An 18,422-nucleotide genomic window follows, 5' to 3' on the forward strand; every position below is an offset into this window, starting at 1 on the left:
ACAGCCCGCAACCGGCTTCCAGCGACGCCTCCGCGTCGGCCCGTTCCCCTTCGCGCCTGCAGCTCTACTACGGCGGCACCTTCGACCCCGTCCACAACGGCCATCTGGCCATTGCCCGTGCCGCGCGCGACGAACTGGGCGTGCCGGTGCATCTGATGCCGGCGGCAGACCCGCCCCATCGCGCGCCACCGGGCGCGGATGCGCTGCAACGGGCGCACCTGCTGGATCTGGCCGTGGACGGTGAACCGGACCTGCGGGTGGACCGTCGCGAGCTGCGGCGGGCCGAACGCGACCCTGCCGGGCGCTCCTACACCATCGACACGCTGCACGAACTGCGCGCGGAGTGGGGGACGTCGCTCCCGATCGCCCTGCTGATCGGGGCCGACAGCCTGATCGGGCTGCCCGGGTGGCGGGACTGGCGGGCGTTATTCGGACTCACCCATTTCGTGGTGGCCGAGCGGCCTGGCAGCCCACTGGATGCCGCCCTGCCCGATGCGCTCGCCGACGAGCTTGCTTCCCGCTGGGCGGACTCCCCCGCCGACCTGCTGCACGCGCCCGGCGGTCGCGTCTTCCGCCTGCGCCAGCCGCTGCAGCCCGAATCCGCCACCGACATCCGCCGGCGCATCGCCACCGGCGAACCCTGGCGGCACCTGGTGCCGCCGGCCGTGGCCGACGCCATCGCCGACGAAAGGTTGTACTCATCACGGGCCGTCGAGCCCGGTCCGCTATAATCCCGTCCGTATTCCCAGAGCCTGCAAGCCTTTGTCCAGCCAAGCCCAAGTCATCAAGACCCGTCTCCCCAGCCCCCCGCCGGCCGTGCCGGACCTGCTTGCCACGGTGCACGCCGCGGTGCAGGAACTGAAAGCCAAGGATGTCGTCGAGATCGATGTGCGCGGCAAGTCCAGCGTCGCCGACTTCATGGTCATCGCGTCAGGTACGTCCACCCGACACGTGAAGTCGATCGCCGACGAGGTGGTCAAGTTCGCCAAGAAGCTGGACGTGATGCCCCTGGGCGTGGAAGGCGAGCGCGAGGCCGAGTGGGTGCTGGTCGACCTGGGCGACGTGATCGTCCACGTCATGCTGCCGCGCGTGCGCGAGTTCTACGCGCTCGAACGTTTGTGGACCGTCGGCGACCAGCCGCCCGGCGACGTCGAGACGGCGGACGAGTCGCGGCTCTGACCTGAGTCACTACGAAAAAAAACGGCGCCGTCAGGCGCCGTTTTTTGTTTCCGGCAACGTCCGGCACGACCGTCAGAGCGGTCCCCGCTCCCACGGCCCACTGATGGCCACGGTGATGCCGGGCGTCTGCAGGTTGACGAACAGCGTGCGCGACAGCGGATCCCAGCACGCACCGCAGAATTCGCTTTCGCGATAGTCGCCTTCGGCGATCGTCTTGCCTGCGTTGGCGATCTGGGTGGAAGTCAGCTGCACATTGTTCTTGGCCAGGTAGAACGACTCGCCTGCGCGCGTCAGGCCGATCAGGCGTGCACCCGGGCCATAGGCGTCGGGACTTTCCCCGCCGTCTTCGCACAGCACCACGCCACCGCGCGCGCTGACCGTGATGTTGTCGGGATTGTGCGCGGCCAGCTGGTTGCCGCTGACGAACAAGGCCTTGATGCGCTGCGTGAACAGATCAAGCACCCAAACCGCGCCATTGCCACGGCCGCGACGCCCCTGCGCATCCACGCCGGTGCTGGTGTCCACGATGAACATCCTGCCGTAGCTGTACCAGATGCCTTCGCCACGGCTCATCCGCAGCGCGCCTTCGCTCCATGCCTGCGCGAAGGGCCCGCTGAGGGTCTCGCCGGCGCCGATGTCCGGAAATCCCGCCGGTGCGGCGATGGTGTCCAGGTCCGGGTCCGGAATGTCGACCCATTCCAGCGCGTATTCGTCGCCGATGTTGGCAACGCTCAGGTCGACGTTGCGACGGCCCCGCACGCGCGCAGCCTGCAGCCGTCCACCGTTCTCCAGCGAACCGTTGCGGCCACGGCGGTCGTTCGGGATGAAGCGGTACAGGCCGGACTTGTTGCGGTCGTCCTCGGTCAGATAGACGATGCCGGTGCGTGGATCCACCGCGACGGCTTCGTGGCTGAAGCGTCCCAGGCCCACGAGCGGCCGGCCCGTCGTCCGCTCGCTGTCCGCGTCCACCTCGAACACGTAGCCGTGCTTGTTGCCGGTGCTGGACGTGGCGTCGGTCTTGATCTCCTCGCAAGTGAGCCAGGTGCCCCATGGTGTCGGGCCCCCCGCGCAGTTCACCAGCGTGCCGCCGAGGCTGGGCTCCATGCGCGTCCACTCGCCATGCCGGTAACCCAGCGTGGTGGTGCCGCCCGCGGCGACGTCGCTGCCGCTGACGGTGCCGGTGTCGTACATGCCGGGGGCCCGGATGGGCGCGCCCGCGCCGCGTTCGTGGTTGCGGATCAGCACGTATTCCAGGCCATGGCCGCGTCCCTTGGAAGTGCGGCCATGGCGTGGATGCCGTACGCCGACCACTGCCATGCCGTCGTGGCGGTCGGGGCAGGGCTGGCCATCGTCCATGCGGTCGCCGCTCCAGCCAAAGGAGCGATAACTGAAACCCTGCGGCAACTGCAGCAGCGGCAGGCCGGTGGTGCGGTCCGCCACCGGCGCGAGCGGGCCATAGCGGCTGGGGACGGGTGAAAGGCGTACCGAAGCGGCAGCGGCCTGCGCCTGGCGTGCGTAGAGCGCACCCAGACTGCCCATGGCACCCATCGCCATGGCGGCGGCGCTGCCTTTCAGGACCTGTCGGCGGGCGGGATCGAAGCTGTGCATCGTACGACTCCTGCTGGCTGGGGGAGCCTGCGACGCTAGGCAGCGCGTGTAACCGATGGATGACAACCGCATGACGCGTGCGTCCTCGCCGACGAAAGTGCGATCGCACTATCATGCGTTCATGAAATGCCGACTCATCGCCACCGGTGAACGCGCGCCCAGCTGGGTGGCGCAGGGGTTCGCCGAATACCAGAAGCGGTTGTCGCACTGGCTTCCCTTCGACCTGGTCGAGATCGAACCCGGCCTGCGCGGCAAGGGACGGGATCCGCAGCGCGCCATCGAGGACGAGGGCAAGCGGGTGCTGGCGGCGCTGCCGAAGAATGCCTACGTCGTGGCGCTCGAAGTCACCGGCAAGCCGTATTCCTCCGAGCAGCTCGCGCAACGCCTGGAACATTGGCGCACGCTCGGCCGGGACATCGCGCTGTTGATCGGCGGTCCCGAGGGCCACGCACCGGACGTGCTGGCCGCGGCGCACGAGAAGTGGTCGCTCAGCCCGTTGACGCTGCCGCACATGCTGGTGCGGCTGGTGGTGGCCGAGCAGGTCTACCGGGCGGCAGCGATGCTGGCGAACCATCCGTATCACCGCGCCTGAGCGGCGGGATCGGCTGTAGGAGCGACGTCAGTCGCGACCGCAGAGCGACTTCGCCTTCAAGGCACGGTTTTTCCTCATCTGGGCGTGCTGCGACGGACTCGTGACGGCCTGGCGGGAACGATTGTCGGTGCGCGGATGCGATTGATGCCGCTCCCGCGCCCGGCAAAAAGCCCGCTTTTCAGCGGGCTTTTGCGTTTCGGATCAGCGGCGATTACTGCAGGGTGAAATCGATCGGCACCAGGCCGTAGGCCTGCACCGCCTGGCCGTTCTGCATGGCCGGCTTGAAGCGCCAGCTCTTCAGTACGTGCTGGCGGGCTTCCTTGTCCAGGTTGCGGTCGCCGCTGCTCTTCTCGATGAGCACTTCGATCGGCGTGCCGTCGGTGTCCACCAGCACGCGCAGCATCACGGTGCCTTCGGCGCGGTCGCGCAGGGCGGCGATGGGATAACGCGGTGCCGGCGCGCGGACATACTCCAGCGTCGCGGACGGCAGCGGGCCGCCGGTGACCACCGGGCCTGCGGTCTCGCTCGCAGGTTCGATGGCCACCTCGATGACAGGCACGGTGCCGTTGTCCACGATCACCGGCGTGTCCATGATCTGTGGGGTGATGGTCGGTCGCGTGGGAACGACCTGCGTCGGCGGGCGGGGCTGCGTCCGCTGCTGCATGACCGGCACGACTTCCGGCGGCTTGGGCTTTTCCTTGTCGATGATGCGGACTTCGGGCTTGTAAGGCTTGGCGACCACGGCGATCTGCGGGGCCGCCATCGGCATCAACAGCATCAGCAGGGCGGCGGCGTGCAGGGCGATGGCGGCGGCGATGGCGGCTATGCGGCCAACGTCGATGCGGGACTCGGAATCGAAGGGTAGTGCGCGAACCATGATCCACCTCCTGAGGGCTGTGAACGGAACAACGCTCGGCCGCGTGGAGTGGGGTTGCCAACGCCCCCGCGCCGCAAGCCCAGACTGTACTCCGCCGTAGGGTGGCTGCAAGGGGGCAGGCATTCGACTTTGGTGGGACGGGTTGGTGGCCCGTTCGCCCAACGAAAACGGCGCCCCGCGGGGCGCCGTCGTCTTCATTGCCGAAGGGCTCAGCGGCCCAGTTCGAACACGACGTCCAGGTTCACCGACACGGTGGTCTCGCCCGGCGAAACCGGCGGAGCACCGGCCGCATCGCGGGCTTCCATCTTGGCCATGGCCATCATCGGCACCGGGCGGAAGCCGCCGCCGCCTTCCGAGATGCTGACAATGCGGCGCACCTTGAGTCCCAGCGCCTTGGCGTAGGTCTCGGCGCGCGCCTGCGCCTTCTTCAGGGCGGCCACGCGGGCTTCGTCGTAGACCGGTTCCGGCTGGTCGATCTCGAAGCTCGGGCCGTTGATCTGGTTGGCGCCCACCGATGCCAGCCCATCCAGCACCTTGCCCAGTTTGGTGATGTCACGCACCTTCAGGTTGACGTTGTTGCTGGCCTGGTAGCCGGTGATCTTCGGCGCCTCGTTCTCCACGTAGCGGTACTGCGGGTTGAGGCTGATGCCACTGGTCTGCACGTCCTTGTCGGCGATGCCGGCCGCCTTGATCGCCGCGACCACCTTGGCCATCTGCTCGGCGTTCTGGCGCATCGCGGTGTTGCCGTCGACCGCCTGGGTGACCACGCCGGCGGAAATCGTGGCGACGTCCGGCACGCGCGACGCCTCGGCCTGCGCGGCGACATTGAGCAGGGTGCCGTCGGACGGAATCGCGTAGGCGGGGGCGGTCTGGGCGGAGCTGGTCATGGCGGCGGTGGTTCCCAGGGACAGGGTCAGGGCGAGCAGCAGGGGGCGGATCAGGGGCAGGTGCATGGAGTCTCCTTGTGTAGGCACGGGTCGGGGCGTGGGGCACCCGATCTTCTTCGACGCGCAAGGGTGTTCACGGTGACATGAACGCGCCGTGATCCCGTGCAGGGTTATGCCATGCCGGCCGTGATTAAGGTCCATTCAGTCAGGTGGCGCGGGTTATCCTTCCATGGATGCTCTACCTTGCCTCCCAATCGCCCCGTCGTGCCGAATTGTTGACCCGCCTGGGGCTCCGGTTCGGCCAGATCCCGCTGGACATCCCCGAACACCGCCAACCCGGCGAGCCTGCCGAGGAGTACGTGCGCCGGGTGGCACGCGAGAAGGCCGGCGCCGGCCTGCTGACGGTGGTCGCCACCCCGGGGGCGGTAGTGCTGGGCGCGGACACCGAGGTGATCCTGGACGATGAGGTCTTCGGCAAGCCCGCCGACGAAGCGGACGCGGCCGCCATGCTGCGCCGGCTCTCCGGGCGCACCCATCGTGCCGTGTCGGCGGTGGCGGTGGTCAGTGCCGGGCGCGAGGCGCAGGCGCTGGTGGTCACCGAGGTGAGCTTCGCCGAATTGTCCGACGACGACATCGCCGGTTACCTGGCGACGGGCGAAGCGATGGGCAAGGCGGGTGCCTATGGCATCCAGGGGCGCGCGGAACAGTTCGTCACCCGCCTGGCCGGCAGCTACTCGGCGGTGATGGGCCTGCCGCTTCACGAAACCTCGCAACTGCTGCGCGGGTTCGGCATCGTGCCGTCCGCCGCCCCCTCCATTTCCCGGGATTGAGCCACACCATGTCGGAAGAGATCCTGGTCAACGTCACTCCGCGCGAAACCCGCGTGGCCGTGGTCGAAAACGGCATGCTGCAGGAACTGCACATCGAACGCGGCTGGCGGCGCGGGGTGGTGGGCAACATCTACAAGGGCAAGGTGCAGCGGGTGATGCCCGGCATGCAGGCGGCCTTCGTCGAGGTGGGACTGGACCGCGCGGCGTTCCTGCATGCCAACGACATCGTGCGCGCCGCGCCGGCGGCGATCGTCGAAGGCGATGATGCGGCGCTCCCCGCCACGCCGCCGCCCGCGGTGCCGATCATGGACCTGATCCGCGACGGTCAGGACATCGTGGTACAGGTGGTCAAGGACCCCATCGGCAGCAAGGGCGCCCGGCTGACCACGCAGATCAGCATTCCGTCGCGCTACCTGGTGCTGTTGCCGCAATCCAAGGTCGTCGGCGTGTCCGCGCGCATCGAGGACGAAGGCGAGCGCCAGCGGCTGAAATCGGTCATCACCGAACTGTCCGCACAGCATGGTGGCCACGGCTACATCATCCGCACCAATGCCGAAGGCCAGCCGGCGGAAGCCTTGGCGGAAGATCTCGCCTACCTCTCACGGGTCTGGAACATCGTCGAGAAGCGCAGCCGCGAAATGCCGACGTGCAGCATCCTGTATGAAGACCTCAGCCTGCCGCTGCGCGCCGTCCGCGACCTGATCCGCAAGGACGTGGAGAAGGTGAAGGTGGACTCCAACGAGACGCACGAACGCCTGCAGGCCTTCGTGGCCAAGTACATGCCGGTGCTGGCCGAACGCATCGAACTGTACGCAGGCGAGCGCCCCATCTTCGATCTTTACGGGGTCGAGGATGAAATCGGCCGCGCGCTGGAGAAGCAGGTCCCGCTGAAGTCCGGCGGCTACCTGGTGATCGACCAGACCGAAGCGATGACCACCATCGACGTCAACACCGGCTCGTTCCTCGGCCAGCGCAACCTCGAGGAGACGGTGTACCGCACCAACCTGGAAGCGGCGCAGGCAGTGGCGCGCCAGCTGCGCCTGCGCAACCTCGGCGGCATCATCATCATCGACTTCATCGACATGGATGATCCCGAACACCGCCGCCAGGTGCTGCGCACGCTGGAGAAGGCGCTCGCCCGCGACCATGCCAAGACCACCGTGTACGAGTTCTCGCCGCTCGGCCTGGTGGAGATGACCCGCAAGCGCACCGTGGAAAGCCTGGAGCGCCAGTTGTCCGAGCCCTGCCCCGAGTGCAGTGGCCGCGGCAGCATCAAGACCGCCGAAACGGTGACCTACGAGATCTTCCGCGAGATCACCCGCGCCGTGCGCCAGTTCGATGCCGCGCGCCTGCTGGTGATCGCCTCGTCCAAGGTCGTCGCGCGCATCACCGATGAGGAATCGGCGGCGGTGGCCGAGCTGGAGGAATTCCTCGGCAAGTCGATCCGCTTCCAGGCGGACGATCAGTACCTGCAGGAGCAGTTCGATGTGGTGCTGCTCTGAAGCGGTGAGTCGTGATGGGGGATTGGTGATCCGTGATTGCGGGTCGCGACGCCCGCTTTCTCCAATCACGAGTCGCGAATCAACCATGACGGCGAACACAGCGCGCTGATGCCTACTCCCCTGCGCCGCCGGTTGCGTCTGGCCCGCCGTGGTGCCGTGTATGGCGTCGCGGTCGTGCTGGTATGCATGGCGGTGGTGCTGGGCATCGCCAGCCAGGTGCTGCCGCTGGTCGAGAACAATCCAGATCGCGTGGCAGCCTGGCTGAGCGCGCGCGCAGGACGGCCGGTGGCCTTCGACAACGTGAAGACGCAATGGACGCGGCGTGGCCCCCTGTTGCAACTGGATGGGTTGCGAGTGGGTGAGGGTGATGCCGGCGTGCGCATCGGCCAAGCCGAAGTGCTGGTGGCGATGTATGGCGGCCTGTTGCCCGGACGGTCGTTCACCGAGCTGCGTTTGCGCGGGCTGTCCCTGACTTTGCAGCGCGCCGACGATGGCACATGGTCGGTGCGCGGGTTGCCAGGCCAGCAGCAGGCCGTGACGGATCCGCTTGAAAGCCTGGAAGGCCTGGGCGAACTGCAGGTCATCGACGGCCGGCTGACCATCAAGGCGCCATCGCTGGGCTGGGACATCACCCTGCCGGAGATCGACCTGCGCCTGCGCGTGGACGGCGACCGGGTGCGTGCGGGTACGCGTGCGTGGATCCGCAAGGACGCCGCGCCGCTGAACGTTGCCGTCGATTTCGACCGCAAGGCGGGCGATGGCCGCGCCTACCTGGACGTGGCAGCGGAAGACATCGGCGCCTGGTCGCCGTTGTTGCGCTACGCCGGCGTGGTGGCCGAGCGCGGCAATGGCCGCGTGCGTGGCTGGACCGAGTTGCGCCGGCATCGGGTGGTGATGGTGACCGCCGAGGCGAAGGTGCAGCAGCTGGGCCTGCGTGGCGAGGCACTGCCTGGCGACAGCGGGATCCCGCGTGCACGGTTCGACCAACTGGAAGGCCGCATGCGCTGGCGGCTGGTTTCCGGTGGCTGGCGTTTCGATGCGCCGCGCCTGCGCGTGGTCAGCGGGCAGTCGGCGCAGACGCTGGACGGCCTGGTGCTGGCCGGCGGCGAGCGCTATGCGCTGCTGGCCGACCAGGTGGATGCCGCGCCACTGTTCGTCGTGCTCGGCCTGTCGGATCGCATCGAGCCCGGCCTGCGTGCCTGGCTCGCGAAAGCGCGGCCGGGCGCACGCCTGGCGCGGGTCTCACTGGCGGGGCGACGCGGCGGCGCGATGCACGGCGAAGGGCAGCTTCGCGACATCCGCTTCAACGCGGTCGGCGATGCGCCCGGACTGAGCGGTTTGGCAGGCGAGTTCAGCGGCGACGCGCAGGGCTTCGCCCTCACCCTGGATCCGGCGTCGCGCATGCGCTTCGACTGGCCGCGGGGATTCGGCGTGGCGCACGACGTCGCGCTGCAGGGCCGGCTGCTGGGGTGGCGCGAAGGCGCGGGTTGGCGCATGAGTACCAGCGCGCTGCACGTGCGCGGCAAGGATTATGGTGCGCATGTGCGCGGAGGCATCTGGTTCCAGGGCGATGGCACGCGGCCGTGGCTGGAGCTTGCCGCCGAGCTGGATGATGCGCCGGTGTCGGCGGCGCATGGATTCTGGATCCACCACAAGATGCCGAAGGCAGCCGTGGACTGGTTGAACGCGGCGCTGGTCGGCGGACAGGTGCGTGGCGGTCGTGCCATCGTCAGCGGCGATCTGGACGACTGGCCCTTCGTGAAGCAGAACGGTCGTTTCGAAGCCACGGCGCGGATCGACGGCGGCCAGTTCCAGTTCCAGCGCGACTGGCCTGCGCTGCAGCAGGTAGAGGCGGATGTCGCTTTCATCGGCAACGGCTTCTCGCTGCAGGGGCGCGGTGCGCTGGCCGGCGTGACGATTCCCGCGTTCCAGGCCGGCATCGAGGATTTCGGCCGGGCGGAACTCGCCATCGTGGCCAGGGCTGAATCCGATGCGGGCCAGATGCTGGCGCTGCTGCGGCAGAGCCCGCTGCACAAGAGCTACGGCGACACGCTGGACAACCTGCAGGCCAAGGGCCCGGTGTCGGCGACCTTCGACCTGCTGCAGCCGCTGCATGCCAAGTCGCCGCCACCCAAGAAGCTGGCCGGCATCGTCGATCTGAAAGGCACGCAGCTGGCCGACAAGCGCTGGAACCTCGCGTTCACCGGAGTGCGCGGCAAGGCGCGGTACGACGAGGGCGGTTTCGCCTCGGAGCCGTTGCAGGTCGTGCACCAGGGGCAGCCGGGCGTGCTGGGCCTGCGCGCGGGCAGTGGCACGCGCGATCGCGGCCAGGTATTCGAAGCCGACCTGACCGCCGCGCTGGACGCCGATGAGTTGCTGGACCGCGCGCCGGAAATGGGGTGGTTGAAACCCTACATGCAGGGCCGTTCGCAATGGACGGTGGGCGTGGCGATTCCGCGCACGGCGAGCGGCAAGACCGCGGCCCCCACGCAACTCAACCTGCGTTCGGACCTGCTCGGCACGGCGATGGACCTGCCCGCACCGCTGCGCAAGCCCGCCAGTGCCGCGCTGGCGACGACGGTCCGCGCGCCGTTGCCGATGGGCAGTGGCCAGGTCGACGTGGCCTTCGGCGACCTGCTGGCTCTGCGCGCGCGCGCCAGCGGCGACCAGACCGGCGTGCGCGTGGTGCTGGGCAGCAGCGTGGTCAACGAACCCGCACCGGTGTCCGGCCTGGTGGCCACCGGCCGCACCGGCACGCTGGATGCGATGGAATGGGTGGCGTTGGCCAAGGGCGGTGGCGAAGGCGGCAAGCTGCCGCTGCGCCATGTCGATGTCACCGCCGGACGGCTGCTGATGATCGGTTCGGCCTTTCCCGATACCCGCGTACAGCTTGCGCCCTCGCGGCAGGCGCTTGCAGTGACGCTGGAAGGCGACGCGTTGTCGGGCGCCTTGCTGGTGCCGGATGCCAAGGGCGCTGCGATCGCCGGCAGGCTGTCGCGCGTGCACTGGCGAAATGCAGGCGCCGCCGGTGGCAGTACACCATCGTCCGCCGGCACGCCCGCGACGGGGGCGAACGAATTCAATCCCGCCGAGATTCCGCCGCTGTCGCTCGACATCGACGACCTGCGATTCGGTGACGCGAAGCTGGGCGCCGCCAAACTGCGCACGCGCCAGCAGGGCGATGGCATGCAGGTGGAACAGCTGCAGCTGCGTTCACCCGGCCAGCAGATCGATGTCAGCGGCCAGTGGACCGGCATGGCCGCGACGGCACGCACGCGCCTGGCGGTGAACGTGAAGAGCCAGGACTTCGGCACGCTGCTGGAGGACCTGGGCCTGGGCGACCGCGTCGGCGGCGGCCACGGCGACATCGCGCTCGACGCCACCTGGCCAGGCAGTCCCGCGGCCTTCCAGCTGGCCACGCTGGAGGGCAACGTGAAGCTAGCCGCGCGCGATGGCCACCTGCTGGAGGTCGAGCCCGGCGCCGGACGCGTGCTGGGCCTGCTGAGCGTGGCCGAAGTGCGCCGGCGCCTGATGCTGGATTTCAGCGACTTCTTCTCCAAGGGTTTCGCGTTCAATCGCATCGACGGCAACATCCGCCTGTCCGGCGGCCTGGCCCGCAGCGAGCACCTGCTGATCGACGGTCCCGCCGCCGAGATACGCATCCGCGGCGATACGGACCTGCGTGCCGAACGTTTCGACCAGACCGTCGACGTGAAGCCGAAGTCGGCCAACGTACTGACGGCGGTCGGCGCCGTGGCCGGTGGACCGATCGGGGCTGCCGTCGGCGCCGTGGCGAATGCCGTGTTGAAGAAGCCGCTCAGCGAAATGGGCGCCAAGACCTACCGCGTCACCGGTCCGTGGAAATCGCCGAAAGTCGAAGTCGTGGGCCGCGAACAGTCGCGGGCCCCGGCCCTCCGCGGCAGCACCACCGCCGGCTCCCCCTGACCCCTGCGTGCCGTCGGCCTTGCCGCCAACGGCCAGCGCCCCCATCTGGATCACCATGACCCACGCCCTTGCCCTCGCCGAATCCCGTCTCCTCCTGCCCGCCGGCCTGGATCCGTCCGGCCTAGACCGTGCGTTCGGCACGCTGCTGGGGCCGGGCATCGACTTCGGCGACCTGTATTTCCAGCACGCCCGCCGCGAGAGCTGGACGGTGGAGGACGGCATCGTCAAGGACGGGGCGCACTCCATCGAACAGGGCGTGGGCGTGCGGGCGATTTCCGGCGAGAAGACCGGTTTCGCCTATTCCGACGACATCAACGCGCAGGCGCTGCTGGGTGCGGCGAACTCGGCACGCGCCATCGCGCGCGACGGTGCCGCGCATTCTCCGCGCACGCTGGTGCGCAGCGGCGGTCGCGCACTGTATTCCAGCGACGACCCGATCGATGCGATGGGCAATGACGCCAAGGTGGAAGCCCTGCGCGCGGTTGACCGCTACGTGCGCGCCGCCGATCCGCGCGTGCAGCAGGTGACCGTCAGCCTGTCGGGTGGCATCGACACCGTGCTGGTGGCGCGCAGCGATGGCGTGCTGGCCGCCGACGTGCGCCCGCTGGTGCGCCTGAACGTGCAGGTGATCGTGGAGCAGAACGGCCGTCGCGAATCCGGCTACGCCGGCATGGGCGGGCGTTACTCGTACACGGAACTCTTCGCCGACGGCAAGCCGGAAGACCTCGCGCGCGAGGCGCTGCGCCAGGCGCTGGTGAACCTGGACGCCATCGATGCGCCCGCCGGCGTGATGCCGGTGGTGCTGGGAAGCGGCTGGCCGGGCGTGCTGCTGCACGAAGCCGTCGGCCATGGCCTGGAGGGCGATTTCAACCGCAAGGGCACCAGCGTGTACGCCGGTCGCATCGGCCAGCGCGTGGCATCGCCCGGCGTGACCATCGTCGACGACGGCACGCTGCCGGGCCGCCGGGGTTCGTTGAACATCGACGATGAAGGCGCGCCGACGAACTGCACCACCCTGATCGAGGATGGCGTGCTGGTGGGCTACATGCAGGATTCGCTCAACGCCCGCCTGATGGGCATGGCGCCCACCGGCAACGGTCGTCGCGAATCCTTCGCGCACCTGCCCATGCCGCGCATGACCAACACCTACATGCTGGCCGGCCAGCATGATCCGGAAGACATGATCCGCTCGGTGAAGAAAGGCCTGTACGCGGTCAACTTCGGCGGCGGCCAGGTCGACATCACCAGCGGCAAGTACGTGTTCTCCGCGACCGAGGCCTACCTGATCGAGGACGGCCGGATCACCGCGCCGGTGAAGGGCGCCACGCTGATCGGCAACGGCCCGGAGACCATGCAGAAGGTGAAGATGATCGGCCACGACCTGGCCCTGGACCAGGGCGTGGGTGTCTGCGGCAAGGATGGCCAGAGCGTGCCGGTCGGCGTGGGCCAACCATCACTGCTGATCGAAGGGCTGACGGTGGGTGGTACGAAGGCGTGACGCGATGGGGCCTTGACCTTTTCCCTTCGGGAGAAGGTGCCCCGAAGGGGCGGATGAGGGTGTGGCGGAATCCATGATCCCTGCGCCGCATGGACTTCGCCGGGCCCTCGCCCCGTCCCCGCTTTCGCACGGGGACGTCCTTTGGTCGCCGAGGGGAGAGGGGCTAGGGCTCGTCGTCCCCGGTTTCGTCGCCGGCATCGGCCAGCAACTCGCGCAGTTCGCGGAACAATTCGCGGAACGCATGCGGCGGCTTGTTCTTCGCGCGTTCCTCGGCGGCATTGCGCACCAGTTGGCGCAGGCGCTGGCGGTCAGCGGACGGGTGTTCGGCCAGCAGGTCGGTCAGCGCGGCATCGCTTTCGGACAACAGGCGGTCGCGCCAGTGCTCGGCGCGATGCAGCTGCGCGGTCTCGCGGCGCGCGGCTTCGCCGTCTTCGTCCATCGCGTCGCGGATGGCTTCCAGCACCTCGTCGTCCTCGCGGCGCATCTGCTTGGCAAGGAACTGCAGCTGGCGCTTGTGCGCGATGTGCGAGGTGATGCGCTGCGTCTCGACGATGTGCGGCATCAGGTCTTCCGGGATCGGCAGCCGCGCCAGCTGCGCCGCGGGCAGGGCCACCAGCTTCTCGGCCAGGCTGCGGATCTCCAGCGCGCCTTCGCGCTGCTGGGATCGGCTGGGGCTATAGAATTCGCCGGTTTCGGGGTCGCGTCCGCGCATGGGTGAGGCCTCCACAACGTTCCGGGCGGGCGCTGCGCCGCTGGAACTCAAGAACAGGTGTCCGGCGGAACATCGCCGGATCGACAGGACCACAAGGATAAAGCATTGAACGCCACCCCCCTGACTTCCCCCGATGACAGCCTGGCCCGGCTGGAGCGGCTGACCGTGCTTTCGCAGCGCCTGCTGGAGCGCGCCGCGGCGCATGGCGCCACCCAGGCCGAGGTGAGCTGCAGCGAGGAAACCGGCCTGAACGTCAATGTCCGGCTGGGTTCGGTGGAGACCGTGGAATCCACGCGTGACCGCGGCATCGGGGTGACCGTCTATTTCGGACAGCGCAAGGGCAGTGCCAGTACCGCCGACCTGCGCGAGGAAAGCCTGGAGGCGACCGTGGCGCAGGCCTGCGCGATCGCCCGCTACACCGAGGACGATGACGCCGCCGGGCTGGCTGATGCCGCCCGGATGGCGCACGAGTTCCCGGACCTGGACGTGTGGCACCCGTGGGCACTGGATACCGACCACGCGGTGGACCTGGCGATGGCGTGCGAGGCGGCCGGCCGTGATGCCGATGCGCGCATCGAGAATTCCGACGGCGCCTCTGTCGGCAGCGGCGAAAGCCTGGCCGTGTACGCCAATTCGCACGGCTTTTTCGGCCGCGAGCGCGACACCCAGCACACCATCGGTTGCGCGCTGATCGCCGGGCAGGGCGACGGCATGCAGCGCGACGGCTGGTACAGCACCGCGCTGTCGCACCTGGACCTGCAGACACCCGAGGTGATCGGCAGGATCGCGGCGGAGCGCACCGTGTCGCGCCTGCAGCCGCGTTCGGTCAGCACCGGCGAGTATCCCGTGCTGTTCGCCGCGGAAGTGGCGCGTTCGCTGATCGGCCATCTGCTGGGCGCGGTATCGGGCGGCGCGCTGTACCGTCGCGCCAGTTTCCTGCTGGACCATGCAGGCAAGCAGATCTTCCCGTCATGGTTCGCGATCGAGGAACTGCCGCACTTGCGCCGCGGCCTGCGGTCCTCCGCATTCGACGCGGAAGGCGTGGCGACGACGCGTTCGCACCTGGTACGCGACGGCGTGCTGCAGCGTTACCTGCTGGGGAGTTATTCGGCGCGCAAGCTGGGCCTGAGCAGCACCGGCAATGCCGGCGGCGTGCACAACCTGCAGGTGAAGGCGAATGCGGGCGGTTTTGACAGCCTGCTGGGCGGCATGACCCGCGGCCTGCTGGTGACGGAACTGATGGGGCAGGGCGTCAACGGCGTGACCGGCGACTATTCGCGGGGCGCCGCCGGTTTCTGGGTGGAGAACGGCGCCATTTCCCATCCCGTGGACGGCATCACCGTGGCCGGCAACCTTAAGGACATCTTCAATCGCATCGATGCCGTCGGCACCGACGTGGACCCGCGCTCGCACGTGGGCGTGGGGTCGATCCTGATCGGCCGGATGACCGTCGCCGGCGAGGACTGAGACGCACCCTTCCGCGCCGGCGATGTGACCATTTCAGGCCACCGCGTGCGTGACCGTCAGCGGCACCGATTGACGTTATGCTTGCCATGGGGAACCCCTTGGGCCGCAGGTCCACGGGGTTGCAACCACTCTTTCCACGTACCGGGGAACATTGCATGAGCGAATTCGAGAACGTCACCGCACCGCCGCCGCCGCCGCCGTCGGGCAGCGCACCGCAGGAAGACCGCACCATGGCGCTGGTCGCGCACCTGCTGGGCATCTTCACCGGCTTCATCGGCTGCCTGGTCATCTGGCTGATCAACAAGGACGACGCATCCAAGGCCTTCGTCACCGACCAGGCCAAGGAAGCCCTGAACTTCCAGATCACCGTGGCCATCGCGTTCGTCATCTCGTGGATCCTGATGTTTGTGCTGATCGGTTTCCTCCTGCTGCCGGCCGTGGGCATCGCCAACCTGGTGCTCTGCATCCTGGCCGGCATCAAGGCGAACAACGGTGAGGCCTACCGCTATCCGTTCGCCCTGCGCCTGATCAAGTAACCGTCGGCGCACGTGCACGAAAAAGCCCGGCAATGCCGGGCTTTTTCTTTTCTGCCGGGCGCTCAGTGCGAGCGGTGGATGGCCAGCTCGCCCAGCGCGCGCAGGGCATCCGCATCCGCGCCATACGCCGCCAGCGCATCGCGCATCACCCGCGCAAGTTCCTCCAGCTTGGCCTTGGCGCCCTCCATTCCCAGCAGCGCGGGATAGGTGGACTTGGCCTGCGCCACGTCCTTGCCAGCCGTCTTGCCGAGTTGTTCCGAGCTGCCCTCGATGTCGAGGATGTCGTCGCGGACCTGGAAGGCCAGCCCCAGTGCGGTGGCGAAGGTGTCCAGTCGTGCCAGCGCAGCGGCATCGGCGTTGCCGGCCAGCGCGCCCATGCGGACCGCGGCGCGGATCAGCGCGCCGGTCTTCAGCGCGTGCATGCGCTGCAGCTGTTCCAGTGTCTGCTGCGTGCCGGTGGCGTCGATGTCCAGCGCCTGCCCCCCGCACATGCCGCCCGCGCCGGAGGCCTGCGCCAGCGTCGCCAGCCAGTCGACGCGCAGCTGCGCGGGCGCATCGGCCGATGCGAGATGTTCGAACGCCAGCGTATGCAGGGCATCACCGGCCAGAATCGCGGTGGCCTCGTCGAAGGCGACGTGTACCGTGGGCTTTCCACGGCGCAGGTCATCGTCGTCCATCGCCGGCAGGTCGTCGTGCACCAGCGAGTAGGCGTGGATCAGTTCCACCGCGGCGGCCGGCGCATGCAGCACGTCCTCATCCGCGCCCAGCAGCGTGCCGGCGGCATAGACCAGCCGTGCGCGCATGCGCTTGCCACCGCCCAGGACGGCATGCCGCATGGCGGCGTGCAGGCGCTGCGGGGTCGCCTCGGCGCGCGGCAGCAACGTGTCGAGGTGGTGTTCCAGCGCGGCCGCCCAGCGGGCGGACGCGTCGTCAGCGGCCATCGGGTGCGGGGGCGAACGTTTCGCCGCTGTCGGGCTGCTCCGGGTCGCTCAACAGGCGCACGCGCAGTTCGGCCTGCTCCAGCGCGGTCTGGCACTGGCGGTAGAGGCCCACGCCGCGTTCGTACGCGGCCAGCGACTCTTCCAGGCTCAGGTCGCCGTGTTCCATCTTCTCGACCAGTTTCTCCAGTTCGTCCAGCGACAACTCGAAATGGGCAACCGGGGAGGCGTCGGGGGTGCTCTTCTTTGCCATGGGCGAAGTGTGCGGACCCCGCCGCGCGAGGTCAACGCACGGGCGTCAGCCGCGTTGCCAGCGCAGGCTCGCTTCGTGCCGGCGCAGCCAGGCGTCGCAGTCGGCCGACAGCACCAGGTCGCCGGCGGCCCAGAGCGCCCCATCGGCGGTCCACAGCAGCGGCAACTGACGGCGTTCCCAGGGCGGGATGCCCTGTGCCTGCAGCACGTCCTTCAGGGCATGCGAGTGCGTGCGACCGGGCAGGGTGATGCGCTCCCCACCTTCCCGTGTACCCACGCGAAGCGCCACGTCGAAGAGGCTGCCGCCGTCCAGCGCCAGCACGCCGCCATCCGGCAATGCCAGCGGCGCACTGCCATCCCATCCGGCGTGCCATCCCCGCGGCAGGGCGTCGCGCTGGCGCTCGACGTGGAGCAGGTCACGCCAGCGGCGGACCACGGTGCCCTGCCAGGCGAACTCGGCGCAGGCATCCGCTGATGCGTTCAGCAGGTCGCTCTCGATGCGCGCCACGCCTAGCGCCGGCAGCGGGGGCAGTGCGTTTTCCTGCACCCATCGGCGCAGCACGCGGGCACGGCGGGTGGCGGGCAGGGCCGCGAGGACATCCGCCCGGAGTGCGGCCGGGTCGGCGGTGCGGACCTGCGCGAGCGCCTCCGCATCGCCCGCGTCCAGCAGCTCGCCGGCGTCGCGACACAACGCGGCACTGCGGGCGAACGCGTCGTCCGCATGCGGCCAGCGCTGGCGCAGCAGCGGCATCACCTGGTGGCGAAGGAAGTTGCGATCGAAGTCGAGCCGCTGGTTGCCGGGGTCTTCGATCCAGTCCAGCGCGTGCTGGCGCGCATGGCTCAGCAGGTGGGCGCGAGGCGTATCCAGCAGCGGACGCCACTGCCAGCCGCCTGCGAATGCGCGCCACGGACGCATCGCGGCCAGCCCATCCGGGCCGGACGCACGCAGGGCACGCAGCAGGAAGGTTTCGGCCTGGTCGTCCCGATGGTGGGCGGTGGCGAGGATTTCCCCCGGTGACAGTGCCTCGGCGAAGGCGCGATGGCGTGCACGCCGTGCGGCGCCTTCCGGGCCGTCGCCCGTGTCGTGTTCCACCTGCACGCGGACGATCAGCAGTCCGATGCCCATTGCCTCGCATGTGCGCTGGCAGTGGGTGGCCCATGCATCGGCATCCGCATGCAGTCCGTGGTGCACGTGCACCGCACGCAGGCCACGCGCCTGTTGTTGCGCGTCGGCAGCCAGGGCGTGCAGCAGCACGGACGAATCCAGTCCACCGCTGAATCCCAGGCAGACCGGTGCCTGCAGCCGGGGTGCGGGCAGGCGCAGGGTGGCGGAAGCGGGGCGTGGATGGTCCATCCCGCCATGCTAGCGGTTGCCATCTTCCGGTGCAGGAACCGGGGCGTTATTGCACGCGCTGCAGGATGAGGATGATGGCGCCCAGCCAGCAGGCGGTAACGAACAACCCCAGCACCAGATGCTGGCTGGTGCCTTCGCGGTGGAAGCGCCAGTGGTTGACGGCCAGCACGACGGCCAGCGGAACAGCGAACAGGGCCAGCGGCAACAACCACCAGGGATAGGCAAGCAGGTTCATGGCGCGTCTC

General features: G+C 68.9%; 17 protein-coding genes. 9 read left to right on the forward strand and 8 right to left on the reverse strand.

The features are described from left to right. Nucleotides 1-56 precede the first annotated feature (56 nt). Entirely contained in the window at nt 57-731 is a 675-nt protein-coding gene (nadD, locus tag OVA13_RS00805) for a nicotinate-nucleotide adenylyltransferase (RefSeq protein ID WP_267793588.1), read from the forward strand. Nucleotides 732-762: 31 nt separating this feature from the next. Further along, on the forward strand, nt 763-1,179 hold the full coding sequence (gene rsfS / locus OVA13_RS00810) for a ribosome silencing factor (RefSeq protein WP_267791951.1): 417 nt from the start codon (nt 763-765) through the stop codon (nt 1,177-1,179). Between the two features lie 72 nt (nt 1,180-1,251). On the opposite strand, the gene OVA13_RS00815 is transcribed toward rsfS, so the two are convergent. Then, entirely contained in the window at nt 1,252-2,787 is a 1,536-nt protein-coding gene (locus OVA13_RS00815; protein ID WP_267791952.1) for an alkaline phosphatase PhoX, read from the reverse strand. A gap of 121 nt (nt 2,788-2,908) precedes the next feature. Between OVA13_RS00815 and rlmH the strand changes: the two genes are divergently transcribed. Beyond that, nucleotides 2,909-3,379, forward strand: coding sequence for a 23S rRNA (pseudouridine(1915)-N(3))-methyltransferase RlmH (gene rlmH / locus OVA13_RS00820; protein ID WP_267791953.1), 471 nt, complete (start codon nt 2,909-2,911; stop codon nt 3,377-3,379). Nucleotides 3,380-3,590: 211 nt separating this feature from the next. Here rlmH and OVA13_RS00825 read toward each other — a convergent pair whose 3' ends face one another. Together OVA13_RS00825 and OVA13_RS00830 are read right to left on the reverse strand one after the other, a co-directional pair. After that, nucleotides 3,591-4,256 carry an energy transducer TonB gene (locus OVA13_RS00825; protein WP_267791954.1) on the reverse strand — a complete coding sequence of 222 codons (666 nt, stop codon included), beginning with the start codon at nt 4,254-4,256 and terminating at the stop codon, nt 3,591-3,593. Nucleotides 4,257-4,465: 209 nt separating this feature from the next. Further along, nucleotides 4,466-5,209: an SIMPL domain-containing protein gene (locus OVA13_RS00830; RefSeq protein WP_267791955.1), complete on the reverse strand. Its 744-nt coding sequence runs from the start codon at nt 5,207-5,209 to the stop codon at nt 4,466-4,468. A gap of 167 nt (nt 5,210-5,376) precedes the next feature. Between OVA13_RS00830 and OVA13_RS00835 the strand changes: the two genes are divergently transcribed. From OVA13_RS00835 to tldD, 4 genes are all read left to right on the forward strand, one after another. Next, the gene (locus OVA13_RS00835; protein ID WP_267791956.1) at nt 5,377-5,973 is read left to right on the forward strand and encodes a Maf family protein; all 597 of its coding nucleotides are present in this window, start codon (nt 5,377-5,379) and stop codon (nt 5,971-5,973) included. 8 nt (nt 5,974-5,981) lie between these two features. Beyond that, nucleotides 5,982-7,475 (forward strand): ribonuclease G, encoded by a 1,494-nt coding sequence (gene rng / locus OVA13_RS00840; protein ID WP_267791957.1) that lies wholly within the window; start codon nt 5,982-5,984, stop codon nt 7,473-7,475. A gap of 108 nt (nt 7,476-7,583) precedes the next feature. After that, nucleotides 7,584-11,420, forward strand: a complete 3,837-nt coding sequence (locus OVA13_RS00845; RefSeq protein WP_267791958.1) for a YhdP family protein — start codon at nt 7,584-7,586, stop codon at nt 11,418-11,420. Between the two features lie 55 nt (nt 11,421-11,475). Then, the gene (tldD, locus tag OVA13_RS00850) at nt 11,476-12,918 is read left to right on the forward strand and encodes a metalloprotease TldD (protein WP_267791959.1); all 1,443 of its coding nucleotides are present in this window, start codon (nt 11,476-11,478) and stop codon (nt 12,916-12,918) included. Nucleotides 12,919-13,081: 163 nt separating this feature from the next. On the opposite strand, the gene yjgA is transcribed toward tldD, so the two are convergent. Next, nucleotides 13,082-13,630: a ribosome biogenesis factor YjgA gene (yjgA, locus tag OVA13_RS00855; RefSeq protein WP_267791960.1), complete on the reverse strand. Its 549-nt coding sequence runs from the start codon at nt 13,628-13,630 to the stop codon at nt 13,082-13,084. Between the two features lie 105 nt (nt 13,631-13,735). On the opposite strand from yjgA, the gene pmbA reads away from it, so the two are divergent. Both pmbA and OVA13_RS00865 read left to right on the forward strand, forming a co-directional pair. Next, nucleotides 13,736-15,097 (forward strand): metalloprotease PmbA, encoded by a 1,362-nt coding sequence (pmbA, locus tag OVA13_RS00860; protein ID WP_267791961.1) that lies wholly within the window; start codon nt 13,736-13,738, stop codon nt 15,095-15,097. Between the two features lie 155 nt (nt 15,098-15,252). Beyond that, a complete protein-coding gene (locus OVA13_RS00865) occupies nt 15,253-15,633 on the forward strand; it encodes a DUF4870 domain-containing protein (RefSeq protein WP_267791962.1) in 381 nt (126 codons plus the stop codon). Between the two features lie 62 nt (nt 15,634-15,695). Here OVA13_RS00865 and OVA13_RS00870 read toward each other — a convergent pair whose 3' ends face one another. Genes OVA13_RS00870 through OVA13_RS00885 form a run of 4 tightly spaced genes read right to left on the reverse strand, consistent with a single transcriptional unit; the run spans nt 15,696 to nt 18,412 of the window. Then, nucleotides 15,696-16,574 carry a polyprenyl synthetase family protein gene (locus OVA13_RS00870; RefSeq protein ID WP_267791963.1) on the reverse strand — a complete coding sequence of 293 codons (879 nt, stop codon included), beginning with the start codon at nt 16,572-16,574 and terminating at the stop codon, nt 15,696-15,698. Next, nucleotides 16,564-16,824 carry an exodeoxyribonuclease VII small subunit gene (locus OVA13_RS00875; RefSeq protein ID WP_267791964.1) on the reverse strand — a complete coding sequence of 87 codons (261 nt, stop codon included), beginning with the start codon at nt 16,822-16,824 and terminating at the stop codon, nt 16,564-16,566. Before OVA13_RS00875 ends, OVA13_RS00870 begins: the two co-directional genes overlap by 11 nt. Before the next feature lie 45 nt (nt 16,825-16,869). Then, nucleotides 16,870-18,177, reverse strand: coding sequence for a tRNA lysidine(34) synthetase TilS (tilS, locus tag OVA13_RS00880; RefSeq protein WP_267791965.1), 1,308 nt, complete (start codon nt 18,175-18,177; stop codon nt 16,870-16,872). 46 nt (nt 18,178-18,223) lie between these two features. Next, nucleotides 18,224-18,412, reverse strand: coding sequence for a hypothetical protein (locus OVA13_RS00885; protein ID WP_267791966.1), 189 nt, complete (start codon nt 18,410-18,412; stop codon nt 18,224-18,226). Between the last annotated feature and the right edge of the window lie 10 nt (nt 18,413-18,422).

It is taken from the genome of Pseudoxanthomonas sp. SL93, assembly GCF_026625825.1.
Lineage (GTDB): Bacteria > Pseudomonadota > Gammaproteobacteria > Xanthomonadales > Xanthomonadaceae > Pseudoxanthomonas_A.